Annotated in this window: 10 protein-coding genes and 1 tRNA gene; 9 read left to right on the plus strand and 2 right to left on the minus strand. The window is 66.9% G+C overall.

What is annotated here, in order from left to right; all coding sequences use genetic code 11:
• From dnaA to ACQPWU_RS00045, 9 genes are all read left to right on the plus strand, one after another.
• Complete coding sequence (dnaA, locus tag ACQPWU_RS00005) at positions 1 to 1,578, plus strand: chromosomal replication initiator protein DnaA (RefSeq protein ID WP_433435993.1); 1,578 nt, start codon at positions 1 to 3, stop codon at positions 1,576 to 1,578.
• A gap of 522 nt (positions 1,579 to 2,100) precedes the next feature.
• Positions 2,101 to 3,240, plus strand: a complete 1,140-nt coding sequence (dnaN, locus tag ACQPWU_RS00010) for a DNA polymerase III subunit beta (RefSeq protein WP_360684514.1) — start codon at positions 2,101 to 2,103, stop codon at positions 3,238 to 3,240.
• A gap of 44 nt (positions 3,241 to 3,284) precedes the next feature.
• A complete protein-coding gene (gene gnd, locus ACQPWU_RS00015) occupies positions 3,285 to 4,232 on the plus strand; it encodes a phosphogluconate dehydrogenase (NAD(+)-dependent, decarboxylating) (protein ID WP_433435994.1) in 948 nt (315 codons plus the stop codon).
• A 35-nt stretch (positions 4,233 to 4,267) separates the two neighbouring features.
• On the plus strand, positions 4,268 to 5,512 hold the full coding sequence (gene recF, locus ACQPWU_RS00020) for a DNA replication/repair protein RecF (RefSeq protein ID WP_433435995.1): 1,245 nt from the start codon (positions 4,268 to 4,270) through the stop codon (positions 5,510 to 5,512).
• Positions 5,502 to 5,999, plus strand: a complete 498-nt coding sequence (locus ACQPWU_RS00025; RefSeq protein ID WP_433435997.1) for a DUF721 domain-containing protein — start codon at positions 5,502 to 5,504, stop codon at positions 5,997 to 5,999. Before recF ends, ACQPWU_RS00025 begins: the two co-directional genes overlap by 11 nt.
• Positions 6,000 to 6,323: 324 nt before the next feature.
• The gene (gene gyrB, locus ACQPWU_RS00030) at positions 6,324 to 8,267 is read left to right on the plus strand and encodes a DNA topoisomerase (ATP-hydrolyzing) subunit B (RefSeq protein ID WP_433435998.1); all 1,944 of its coding nucleotides are present in this window, start codon (positions 6,324 to 6,326) and stop codon (positions 8,265 to 8,267) included.
• 12 nt (positions 8,268 to 8,279) lie between these two features.
• Positions 8,280 to 10,778: a DNA gyrase subunit A gene (gene gyrA / locus ACQPWU_RS00035; RefSeq protein WP_433435999.1), complete on the plus strand. Its 2,499-nt coding sequence runs from the start codon at positions 8,280 to 8,282 to the stop codon at positions 10,776 to 10,778.
• A gap of 3 nt (positions 10,779 to 10,781) precedes the next feature.
• A complete protein-coding gene (locus tag ACQPWU_RS00040) occupies positions 10,782 to 11,492 on the plus strand; it encodes a DUF3566 domain-containing protein (RefSeq protein ID WP_433436000.1) in 711 nt (236 codons plus the stop codon).
• Between the two features lie 128 nt (positions 11,493 to 11,620).
• Positions 11,621 to 11,694 (plus strand) — tRNA-Ile (locus tag ACQPWU_RS00045).
• Positions 11,695 to 11,812: 118 nt separating this feature from the next.
• On the opposite strand, the gene ACQPWU_RS00050 is transcribed toward ACQPWU_RS00045, so the two are convergent.
• On the minus strand, positions 11,813 to 12,070 hold the full coding sequence (locus ACQPWU_RS00050; protein WP_433436001.1) for a hypothetical protein: 258 nt from the start codon (positions 12,068 to 12,070) through the stop codon (positions 11,813 to 11,815).
• Between the two features lie 236 nt (positions 12,071 to 12,306).
• Positions 12,307 to 12,465: a hypothetical protein gene (locus tag ACQPWU_RS00055; RefSeq protein WP_433436002.1), complete on the minus strand. Its 159-nt coding sequence runs from the start codon at positions 12,463 to 12,465 to the stop codon at positions 12,307 to 12,309.
• Between the last annotated feature and the right edge of the window lie 35 nt (positions 12,466 to 12,500).

Consider the following 12,500-nt stretch of genomic DNA (forward strand, 5'->3'; position numbering starts at 1 on the left):
ATGAACGGTGTCGACCTCGGCACGGTATGGGCGAGGGCCCTGAGCAACTTCCTCAACGAGAATGTACCGATCCAGCAGCGCACGTGGCTGGCCATGGTCCGCCCGATCGCGCGGGCCAACGACACCATCGTGCTCGGCGTCCCCAACGACTTCCTCAAGGACCTCATCGAGGGCAAGCTGCGCCCGCTCGTGGCACACGCGCTGTCACAGGAGCTCGGCCAGAACATGCGACTGGCCGTGATGATCGACACCACGGCGCCGGAGCAGCCGCCGCGCGATGCTCATCAACAGCCTGTGACTCAGAGTTATCCCCAGAATGTGGAGAGTCAGCCGCGTTACGCACAGCCCCCGCAATCGCAGCACCAGCAGGCCGCCGAGCCGCCGCAGTTCTATTCTCCACAGCCTGAGCAGCCCCAGATATCCACCGAATATCCACAGCCGGGCTTCTCTTTTGAACAGGCGCAGCCGTACACACCGCCTGTGGAGAAAGAGCCGGAGCCGGCGCCGAACCGGTGGGAAGCGAAGAGCACCAAGCCCAGCGAACCGGCCAGGCTCAACCAGAAGTACACATTCGAGACATTCGTCATCGGGGCCAGCAACAGGTTCGCTCATGCGGCCGCCGTGGCGGTGGCCGAATCCCCTGCGAAGGCGTACAACCCGCTCTTCATTTACGGCGACTCGGGGCTGGGTAAGACGCACCTGCTGCACGCGATCGGGCACTATGCACAGAGCCTGTACGACGGCGCGCGGGTCAGATACGTGAGCTCCGAGGAGTTCACCAACGACTTCATCAACAGCATCCGCGACCACAAGGCCGACGGCTTCCGCGGGCGCTACCGGGCGATCGACATCCTGCTTGTGGACGACATCCAGTTCCTGGAGGGCAAGGAGCAGACGCAGGAGGAGTTCTTCCACACCTTCAACACCCTCCACAACGCCAACAAGCAGATCGTCATCTCCAGCGACCGCGCGCCCAAGCAGCTGACCACGTTGGAGGACCGGCTGCGTAACCGGTTCGAGTGGGGCCTGATCACGGACGTGCAGCCGCCCGAGCTGGAGACCCGGATCGCGATCCTCAGGAAGAAGGCCATCCAGGAGGGCCTGGCCGCGCCGCCCGAGGTGCTGGAGTACATCGCCAGCCGCATCTCCACCAACATCCGCGAGCTCGAGGGCGCCCTGATCAGGGTCACCGCGTTCGCCAGCCTCAACAGGCAGGGCGTGGACCTGCAGCTCGCCGAGGTGGTGCTCAAGGACCTGATCACCACGGAGTCCGACACCGAGATCACCATTGCGGCGATCATGACCGAGACCGCTCAATACTTCGGCATCAGCATCGATGACCTGTGCGGCACCTCGCGCAGCCGGGCGCTCGTCACCGCCCGGCAGATCGCCATGTATCTGGCGCGCGAGCTGACCGAGTTGTCGCTGCCCAAAATAGGCCAGCAGTTCGGCCGCGACCACACCACTGTCATGCACGCGGAGCGGAAGATCCGCTCGCTCATCGCCGAGCGCAGGTCGATGTACAACCAGGTCAACGAGCTGACATTGCGTATCAAGCGGACATCCCGCGGGGCCTGAACGTCATGCACAGCCTGTGGAAAACACTGTGGATCTGCGAAAACGCCAAAACCCACCGGCTCTTCGACACACAATGCCCGAAAAAATCCCCCACAGGCCCTGGGGACAAGGTTGGGGACACCCTGGGGAGAACCTGGGGACTACTCGTGGATAACGTGTGGACGGCCTGTGAACAGGCGATCTGGGACTCCAGGAGTGTCCTTTTTACCCCGTGGACAACCTGTGGAACCCTCGTGGATAACCAGTGGATGAAGGCACCAAGATCTGGGGACGGCCTGTGTGTGAAGACTCTCCATCCCCAGGAGCGCGAGTTCTCCCCAGGCGTCACGCACATCCCCAGTGGATGAAAACAGGGCCACTGACCAGCCAGAACACTGGTTGTCCCCAGTATCCACAGCCCCTAGTGTGATGACCTCTTATCTCTCTTACAAGGAAACTCAAGACCCATAGAGGGTTCTCCCGGATCTCAGGTGCGGGAGAGTGAACACTTGAATCAACGACGAACCCAGGAGGCTGATCACCGTGATGTTCCGAATCGAGCGAGACGTCCTCGCTGAGGCGGTGGCATGGACGGCACGCAGCCTCCCGGCGCGCCCGTCGGTGCCCGTACTCGCCGGCATGCGTCTGGAGGTCACCGAAGAGCAGCAGCTGAAGCTGTCGGGTTTCGACTACGAGGTCTCCGCCGAGGTGACGCTCGAGCTCCACACCGGTGAGCCCGGAGTCGTGCTGGTCTCCGGCAAGCTGCTCGCCGAGATCACCCGCGCTCTTCCTGCACAGCCTGTGGACTTCGTGGTGGACGGCGCCAAGGCGGTCGTCACCTGTGGCAGCGCTCGATTCACACTCCTCACCATGCCTGTGGAGGACTACCCGTCCCTCCCGGCCATGCCGCCGGCCGCCGGCCGGGTGGGCAGCGACGTGTTCGCCTCCGCCGTCGCCCAGGTCGCCGTCGCCGCGGGCAGGGACGACACGCTGCCGATGCTCACCGGCGTGCGGATGGAGATCGAGGGCGACACGGTGACCCTGGCCGCGACCGACCGCTACCGCCTCGCCGTACGCGAGCTGAAGTGGCAGCCGGGTCAGCCCGACTTCTCCGCCATCGCGATGATCCCCGGCAAGACCCTCGCCGACACGGCCAAGGCACTCGGCACGACCGGCGCTGAGGTCGAGATCGCGCTCAGCTCCGCCGGCGGCACCGGCGAGGGCATGATCGGCTTCTCCAGCGCCGGGCGGCGGACCACGACGCGGTTGCTGGATCCCGAGTTCCCCAAGTACCGCTCGCTACTGCCGACGGAGTTCTCCGCCCGCGCGGACTTGTCCACAGGGCCGTTCGTCGAGGCGGTCAAGCGCGTGGCCCTGGTCGCCGAGCGCAACACCCCGGTGCGGCTGGCGTTCAAGAGCGGCGAGGTCGTGCTGGAGGCGGGCAGCGGCGACGAGGCGCAGGCCGTCGAGGCGCTCCCGGTCGACTACGAGGGCGAAGAGATGAACATCGCCTTCAACCACCAGTTCTTGCTGGAGGGGCTGGGGGCCATCGACTCCGACATCGCGAGGCTCCAGATGACCACATCGACGAAGCCCGCTATCCTCACCGGTGGCAAGCCTGTGGAGGACGGAGCCGCTACGGACTACCGTTACCTGATCATGCCCATCCGCCTGTCAGGCTGATCCTGTCATCGGGGATGATGGAAGTCTGACAAGGGGGTAGCAACATGCAGATCGGCATGGTCGGACTGGGCAAGATGGGCGGCAACATGGCCGAGCGCCTGCGCCGCGGCGGTCACGACGTCATCGGCTACGACCGCGATCCGGCGATCAGCGACGTGTCCAGCCTGAAAGAGCTGGTCGAGCGCCTGCAGGCACCGCGTGCGGTCTGGGTCATGGTCCCCGCGGGCAAACCCACCCAGTCCACGGTCGACGATCTCGGCGAGCTCCTCGACGTGGGCGACATCGTCGTCGACGGCGGCAACTCCCACTACGTGGACGACCAGAAACACGCCGCCGAGCTGGCCGAGAAGAGCATCGGCTTCGTCGACTGCGGCGTCAGCGGTGGCGTGTGGGGGCTCCAGAACGGCTACGCGCTCATGTGCGGCGGCGACAAGGCCAACGTCGAGCGGCTGATGCCGATCTTCGAGACGCTCAAGCCCGAGGGCGAGGACGGCTTCGTCCACGCAGGCGACGTCGGCGCCGGCCACTTCGCGAAGATGGTCCACAACGGCATCGAATACGGCATGATGCAGGCGTTCGCGGAGGGCTGGGAGCTGCTGGAGGCCTCCGACATCGTCAAGGACGTCAAGGGCTCCTTCAAGAGCTGGCGCACCGGCACCGTGATCCGCTCCTGGCTGCTCGACCTGCTGGTACGGGCGCTCGACGACGACGAGCACCTCGACCAGCTCCGCGGTTATGCGCAGGACTCGGGAGAGGGCCGGTGGACGGTGCAGGCGGCTGTGGACCACGCGGTGCCGCTGCCGGTCATCACCGCCGCGCTGTACGCCCGGTTCGCCTCGCGGCAGGACGACTCCCCCGCGATGAAGGTGGTCGCGGCGCTGCGTAACCAGTTCGGCGGCCACGCGATCACCTCGACGGAGGGCAGCACCGGAAAGGGCGCCGATTCCCCGGGTGCCGACGTGGTGCCGCCGCGCGAGACCGAGCGTCGGTGACCACAGCGATCCCCGCGGCGCACTAACCTCGTGGGGTGCATGTCGCCCACCTCTCGCTGACCGACTTCAGGTCGTACGCGTCCGTGGAGCTCGGCCTGGAGCCGGGCGTCACGGCGTTCGTGGGGCCCAACGGCCAGGGCAAGACCAACCTGGTCGAGGCCCTCGGCTACGTCGCGACGCATTCCAGCCATCGGGTGGCGAGCGACGCACCGCTTGTGCGCAGGGGCGCCGCGCGCGCGATCGTGCGCTCCGCCGTCCACAGGGACGACCGGCGGGCGCTGATCGAGCTGGAGATCAACCCGGGGCGCGCCAATCGCGCCAGGCTCAACCGCTCCCCCGTCTCGAGGGCGCGCGACGTCGTCGGCCTGCTGCGCACGGTGCTGTTCGCCCCGGAGGACCTGTCGCTGTCCAAGGGCGACCCGGCCGAGCGCCGCCGCTTCCTCGACGACCTGCTGGTGGCCAGGGCGCCCAGGTTCGCCGGTGTCCGCGCCGACTACGACCGCGTGCTCAAGCAGCGCGGCGCGCTGCTGCGTACGGCCGCACAGGCCCGCAGGGGCAGCAGGAGCGCCCGGCGGGCCGAGAGCGACAGCGCGTTCTCCGCGGCGGGCGCGGGCGACGTGCTGAGCACGCTGGAGGTGTGGGACGCCCACCTCGCCAGGCACGGCGCGGAGCTGCTGCGGGCGCGGCTGGAGCTCATCGAGGCGCTGCGCCCGCTGGTGGCCGGCTCGTACGCCGCGCTCGCCCCGGGGAGCGCCCCCGCGACCCTGGCCTACCGCAGCACGTTGTCCACAGGTGGGGACACAGATGAGGGTGGCCAGGAGGGCGAAGTCCCCGGTGAGCGGGGATCTTTCGATACACAGACGTTATCCACAGACTTGGGGAAAACCCTTGAAGAACGGCTGCGGGAGCGGCTATTGGAGGTCCGCTCCGCAGAGCTGGAGCGAGGCGTCACGCTCGTCGGCCCGCACCGCGACGACCTGGTACTCGGCATCGGCGACCTGCCCGCCCGCGGCTATGCCAGCCACGGCGAGTCCTGGTCGTTCGCGCTGGCTCTGCGGCTGGCGGCGTACGACCTGCTGCGGGCCGACGGCGGGGACCCCGTGCTGATCCTCGACGACGTGTTCGCCGAGCTCGACAGCCAGCGCAGGCGCCGGCTCGCCGAGATCGTCGCCCCCGCCGAGCAGGTGCTCATCACCGCGGCCGTCCCGGCCGACGTTCCTCCGGAGCTGGTGGGTGCCAGGTTCGACGTCGCAGAAGGGAGCGTGACCCGTGTCCGTTGACGACAATCCCGCGGCCAAGGGGGCCGCGATGGCCAGGGAGAAGCTCGCCCAGGCCAAGGCCGACGCGGCCAAGCGCGGCCAGCTCCCCCGGCGCGAGCCCAGGCGCAAGGCCGGGCCACGCAGGGACGGCGGCGATCCGCAGCTTTTCGGACGCGCGATAGCCGACCTGCTGGCCGCCCGCGGCTGGGAGCAGCCGGTGGCCGTCGGGGGGGTGTTCGGGCGCTGGATCGACATCGTGGGCCCTGACCTGGCCGCCCACACCAAGCCCGAGTCGTTCGAGGACGGCGAGGTGCTGATCGCGGCCGATTCGACGGCGTGGGCGACGCAGGTACGCCTGCTCGCCCGCACCCTCATACGCAGGCTGAACGAGGAGCTCGGCGACGGCACAGTCACGAAGGTCAAGGTCAGAGGGCCGCAAAACGCGCCAAGACCGTCGGGAGGGTTGAGGGTGACCGGAAGCCGGGGCCCAGGAGACACCTACGGATAGCCGCTTGCGCCGCTACGGTTAGGCGCCAGGGGCGATCAGAAAGCCGCAGACGCGATAAGGCCCCGTTCCGGAGGGGGGATGCTGGACTGGGGGCAAAACGAGCTAGAGGGCATCACAGGCGCGTTCCTTGCCACCTTCGGGCTCCGGACCCGGTAGACTGAAGACGGATTCCGGACACGTCCGCTTGCGTGTCACCCCGGCAGCAAACCGACTCCCCTGGGTGACCGCGCATCGGGGCACTCACGACGGTGACGGGCACGGCAGGGGCAGCTTTGTTTTTGATGGCCTCCCCCGCCGCGTGTCCGCGGCAGGAGGATTTTGCAGTTGTCCTACGACGCTAGCTCTATCACCGTACTCGAGGGGCTTGAGGCGGTTCGAAAGCGCCCGGGTATGTATATCGGCTCCACCGGTGAGCGCGGCCTGCACCACCTCGTCTACGAGATCGTGGACAACGCGGTGGACGAGGCCTTGGCCGGTTACGCCGACCGCATCGACATCACGCTCTTGGCCGACAACGGCGTACGCGTGATCGACAACGGCCGTGGCATCCCCACAGGCATCCACCCGGTGGAGAAGCGCTCCGCCGTCGAGGTCGTGCTGACCACTCTGCACGCGGGTGGCAAGTTCGACAGCCAGTCCTACGCGGTCTCCGGCGGCCTACACGGCGTCGGCTCGGCCGTCGTGAACGCGCTGTCCACCGCCATGGACGTCGAGGTCAAGCAGAACGGCCACTACTGGCGCCAGCGCTACGAGCACTCCAAGCCCGTCGCGCCGCTGGCCAAGGGCGAGGGCACCGACGAGACCGGCACCACGATCACGTTCTGGCCCGACCCCGAGGTCTTCGAGACCACCACCTGGAACTACGAGACGCTCTCGCGGCGCTTCCAGGAGATGGCCTTCCTCAACAAGGGCCTGACGATCACGTTGGCCGACGAGCGGCCCGACCACGTCAACGGCGAGCCCCACACGGTCGTCTACTGCTACGAGGGCGGGCTGGCCGACTTCGTCCAGCACCTCAACGTCAAGAAGGAGCCGGCGCACGCGTCGATCATCTCCTTCGAGGAGGAGGGCGAGGGCATCGCGGTCGAGATCGCCATGCAGTGGAACAACTCCTACTCCGAGTCGGTCTACACCTTCGCCAACACGATCAACACCGCTGAGGGCGGCACCCATGAGGAGGGCTTCCGCGCGGCGCTGACGTCGATCGTCAACCGCTACGCCCGCGAGCAGAAGTTCCTCAAGGAGGGCAAGGACGACAACCTGAGCGGTGAGGACGTCCGCGAGGGGCTGACCGCGATCATCTCGGTCAAGCTCTCCGACCCCCAGTTCGAGGGCCAGACCAAGACCAAGCTGGGCAACACCGAGGCCAAGTCGTTCGTGCAGAAGGCCTGCAACGACCACCTGCGCGACTGGTTCGAGCGAAACCCCGGCGAGGCGAAAGACATCATCAACAAGTCGCTGCAGGCCTCGCGCGCCCGCATCGCCGCCCGCCAGGCCCGCGACCTGACCAGGCGTAAGTCGCTGCTCGAGTCGGGCAGCGGCCTTCCGGGCAAGCTGGCCGACTGCCAGTGGAACGACCCGGAGAGGTGCGAGCTCTTCATCGTCGAGGGCGACTCGGCCGGCGGCTCGGCCAAGGGCGGCCGCGACTCGCGCTTCCAGGCGATCCTGCCCATCCGCGGCAAGATCCTCAACGTCGAGAAGGCGCGGATCGACAAGGTCCTGAAGAACAACGAGGTCCAGGCGCTGATCACCGCCCTGGGCACCGGCGTGCACGACGAGTTCGACATCGCCAAGCTGCGCTACCACAAGGTCATCCTCATGGCCGACGCCGACGTCGACGGCCAGCACATCAACACGCTGCTGCTGACGCTGCTGTTCAGGTTCATGAGGCCGCTGATCGAGGCCGGTCACGTCTACCTCTCGTGCCCGCCGCTCTACAAGATCAAGTGGGACCGCAAGGGTGAGGACGCCTCGTACGCGTACTCCGATACCGAGCGCGACGCGGTCATCGCCGAGGGCATCGCCAACGGCAAGGCCGACCCCCGGCCGCGGGACAACGTACAGCGCTTCAAGGGCCTCGGCGAGATGAACGCGAGCCAGCTCTGGGAGACGACGATGAACCCCGAGACCCGGCTGCTGCGCCTGGTCACGCTCGACGACGCGGCTCAGGCCGACGACCTGTTCAGCGTGCTCATGGGCGAGGACGTGGAAGCCAGACGCGAATTCATCATCCGCAACGCCCGCGACGTGCGCTTCCTCGATGTTTAAGGACATTTACCTGTGACGGACGTGAACACCACTCCCCCGGCTGAGCGCATCGAGCCGGTGGACATCCAGTCCGAGATGCAGCGCAGCTATATGGACTACGCGATGTCGGTCATCGTGTCCAGGGCGCTGCCGGACGTCCGCGACGGTCTCAAACCGGTGCACCGGCGGGTGCTCTACGCGATGTACGACGGTGGCTACCGTCCCGACCGCGGCTACTTCAAGTGCGCCCGCGTCGTCGGTGACGTGATGGGCACCTACCACCCCCACGGCGACACCTCGATCTACGACGCGCTGGTACGCCTGGCGCAGGACTGGTCGATGCGTTACCCCCTGGTCGACGGCCAGGGCAACTTCGGCTCACCGGGCAACGACCCGGCGGCGGCGATGCGCTACACCGAGTGCAAGCTCGCGCCCATCGCCATGGAGTTGCTGCGCGACATCGACAAGGAGACCGTCGACTTCCGTCCCAACTACGACGGCAAGTCGCAGGAGCCCGACGTCCTGCCGGCGCGCTTCCCGCAGCTGCTGGTCAACGGCTCGGGCGGCATCGCCGTCGGCATGGCCACCAACATCCCGCCGCACAACCTGCGCGAGGTCGCGGCGGCGGTCAAGTGGGCGCTGGAAAACCCGGAGGCCAGCGACGAGGAGCTGCTCGAAGCGGCGATCAGGCTGGTCAAGGGGCCCGACTTCCCCACCAAGGCGCTGATCGTCGGCCGGCGGGGCATCGAGGACGCCTACCGCACCGGGCGCGGCTCGATCACCATGCGCGCCGTGGTCGAGGTCGAGGAGGACAAGGGCAGGCAGGCGCTCGTCGTCACGGAGCTGCCGTACCAGGTCAACCCCGACAACCTCGCACTCAAGATCGCCGAGTTGGTGCGTGAGGGCAAGCTCGCCGGCATCGCCGACGTACGCGACGAGAGCTCCTCGCGGGTCGGGCAGCGCCTGGTGATCGTGCTCAAGCGCGACGCGGTCGCCAAGGTCGTGCTCAACAACCTGTACAAGCACACCCAGCTCCAGGACACGTTCGGCGCCAACATGCTGGCGCTGGTGGACGGGGTGCCGCGCACGCTGCGGCTCGACCAGTTCGTCCGGCACTACGTCGCGCACCAGATCGAGGTCATCGTCCGCAGGACCCGCTACCTCCTGCGCAAGGCCGAGGAGCGCGCCCACATCCTGCGCGCGCTGCTGAAGGCCCTGGAGCGGCTCGACGACGTCATCGCCCTCATCCGGTCCTCGGAGTCCGCCTCGCACGCCCAGCAGGGCCTCATGGCGCTGCTGGAGATCGACGAGGTACAGGCGCAGGCCATCCTCGACATGCAGCTGCGCAAGCTGGCCGCCCTGGAGCGGCAGGCGATCCAGGACGAGTACGACCACCTGATGACGCAGATCGCCGAGTACAACGCGATCCTGGCCAGCGAGGCCAGGCAGCGCGAGATCATCAGCGAGGAGCTCGCCGAGGTCGTCGGCCGCTACGGCGACGACAGGAAGACCGAGATCATCGCCTACGACGGCGACATGTCGATCGAGGACCTCATCGCCGAGGACGAGATCGTCGTCACGATCACGCGGGGCGGCTACGCCAAGCGCACCCGTACCGACCTTTACCGGGCGCAGAAGCGTGGCGGCAAGGGCGTGCGGGGTGCCCAGCTCCGCCAGGACGACATCGTCGACCACTTCTTCGTCACCACGACGCACCACTGGCTGCTGTTCTTCACGAACAAGGGCCGGGTGTACCGGGTCAAGGCGTACGAGCTGCCCGACGCCGGGCGCGACGCGCGCGGCATGCATCTGGCGAACCTTTTGGCGATGCAGCCCGACGAAACAGTCATGGAGGTTCTCGACCTACGCGACTACCACGTCGCCCCCTACCTCGTGCTAGCCACCCGCAGCGGGCTGGTCAAGAAGACCCGCCTGTCCGAGTACGACTCCCCCAGGTCCGGCGGTCTGATCGCGATCAACCTGCGGGACGACGACGAGGTCATCGGAGCCCGCCTGGTCTCCGAGAACGACGACCTGCTGCTGGTCTCCAAGGGTGCCCAGTCGATCAGGTTCACCGCCTCCGACGAGGCGCTGCGGCCTATGGGCCGGGCGACCAGCGGTGTCATCGGCATGAGGTTCCTCGACGGTGACGAACTTCTCGCCATGAATCGCATGGCCGACGGTCAAGACGTGCTTATTGCCACAGAGGGCGGGTACGCAAAACGGACGCCAGTGGAGCAGTATCCAGTTCAAGGACGTGGCGGTAGGGGAGTGCTTACTGCGAAAATCGTGTCTTCCCGTGGCAAGCTGGTCGGAGCCGTCATGGTCAACCCAGAGGATGAGGTCTTCGCGATCACGTCTGCCGGCGGGGTGATCCGGACGAGTGCCGGCGAGATCAAGCAGTCCGGCCGCCAGACCATGGGAGTGCGATTGATGAATCTCGCTGAAGGCGACAGCGTGGTGGCCCTCGCCCGGAACGCGGAGTCGATGGAGACTTCTGTGGAAATTGAGGAAAACGGGGGAGGAGAGTAGTCCATGAGCGCCCAAGGTGGCCCCGCCAGGACAAAGGCGGCTTCGGGTAACGGACAGCAACCGAAGAAGCCCAATCAATCCGAGACATTCGGCGCGGTCGACGACGGCAAGGACACGAAGCCGGCGCAGGGCAAGCCGGGTCCGGCCAAGGAGGACGCGCGGTCGTCGGCTCCCGCGCCCGCACCCGCGCCTTCGCCTGCGCCGTCACCGGCGCCTGCGCCGCCTCCAGAGGGCAACGAGACGATGCGCATCCGTCCGTCGCTGACCACGGAGGCGCCGCCGCCGGCGATCGAGCTGCCCAAGAAGAAGTCGTCCAGCGCCGCGGGGGCCCGGCTCCCCCGCAAGGCCCACTTGGTCCTGCGCCGCGTTGAGCCGTGGTCGGCCATGAAGTTCAGCTTTGTGGTGTCCCTGGTCTGCTTCGTGGTGCTGTTCGTGGCGGTGGCCGTCCTGTACGGCGTGCTGTCGGCCCTGGGCGTGTTCGACTCGCTGGTCGACCTGGTCAACCAGCTCGGCCAGGGCGAGCAGGGGCAGAACTCGATCCCCATCAACATCGCCTCGTGGTTCGAGCCTGTACGGATTCTTGGTTACACGGCATTGCTCGGGGCCGTGAACGTCGTACTGATCACGGCGCTTTCCACGCTGGGGGCGGTCATCTACAACATCGCCTCTGACCTGGTCGGAGGCGTCGAGGTCACCTTCAGCGAGGCCGAGTAGGCGGGGTTGCTCGCGCCGGACCCGGCGACGGGAACGGCGCGAGCAGCACGCTGGAGGCGGTAAGCTTTTCCTCGTCCGAACAACCGGTTCGCCTCCTTCCTGGGGATGCGATAACGTTCGGTGTGCGCGGGGCTATAGCTCAGACGGTTAGAGCGCTTCCCTGATAAGGAAGAGGTCCCAGGTTCAAGTCCTGGTAGCCCCACAGAGTTTGACCAGCTCAGAGGCTAGATCCTAAGATCGTGGATCTGGCCTCTTGATCATTTGACCGTCGTGCCGAACCTCGTGACCGCGCACTGTCGTGTTCAAGTTGTTTCACGCTTCTACGGGTTGACTGGTTCTCCCTTGTGGTGCTCGGCGGTCAGCGGCAGGCCCGCCGCGATTCCCTCATCCTCCAGTCCCAGCTCTGTGAGGTCGGCCCCGATCCACGTCAGGCCGCGCCCCTTCTCCACCTCAACGTCGTCGGCCGGGGCGGCGTCGCCAGCGGCCAGCCGGTAGGTCACCTGATCGCAGCCGGCGCCCTCGCTCAGCCTGTAGTCGATCTGCGCCTGGGTGGGACCGAGCACGGTCACCCACGCCACTCGACCACCCCGCCCGCGCTGTCTTATCCGCGTGAACCTTGCCACGCGTCGTCGCTCTGACCTGCGGCTCGCAAGTTAGGGGCCCGGACACGTTGTCTACGGCCGTCCGCAGCAACCCTGCATTTTCGGCGACCGGCAACGTGCACACGAAGGCCGCGGTGGTGCGTGAGGGACGTGCTGGTCGCGTCCGTGACGCTACGCTGCAGTGCCGCTGCATGCCTCGGGGTTTGCGCCATTTAGTCCTGCACGTCGAGTGTTTCAGCGGCGACAGCGAGAGCTGCGTACGCCTGGACCAGAGCCAGGAGCTCCATCCTCTGGGAACCGCCGCGGGCGTGGGCGGCCTTGAGCGTCTCTTCCGCAATGCGGAAGTAGCCCTGAGCTTTCGCGTTAGCCATGTCGTTTCCCTCTCGCGCCTGGTCACAGGTAGGTC

Origin of the sequence: Nonomuraea sp. CA-141351 (assembly GCF_050944675.1) — a bacterium.
In the GTDB taxonomy this organism is placed as follows: domain Bacteria; phylum Actinomycetota; class Actinomycetes; order Streptosporangiales; family Streptosporangiaceae; genus Nonomuraea.

Bases quoted from the DNA above. Each gene is read 5' to 3' on its own strand.
- dnaA (WP_433435993.1), top strand. From the start codon at position 1: ATGAACGGTGTCGACCTCGGCACGGTATGGGCGAGGGCCCTGAGCAAC.
- gnd (WP_433435994.1), top strand. From the start codon at position 3,285: ATGCAGATCGGCATGGTCGGACTGGGCAAGATGGGCGGCAACATGGCC.
- ACQPWU_RS00040 (WP_433436000.1), top strand. From the start codon at position 10,782: ATGAGCGCCCAAGGTGGCCCCGCCAGGACAAAGGCGGCTTCGGGTAAC.
- ACQPWU_RS00055 (WP_433436002.1), bottom strand. From the start codon at position 12,465: ATGGCTAACGCGAAAGCTCAGGGCTACTTCCGCATTGCGGAAGAGACG.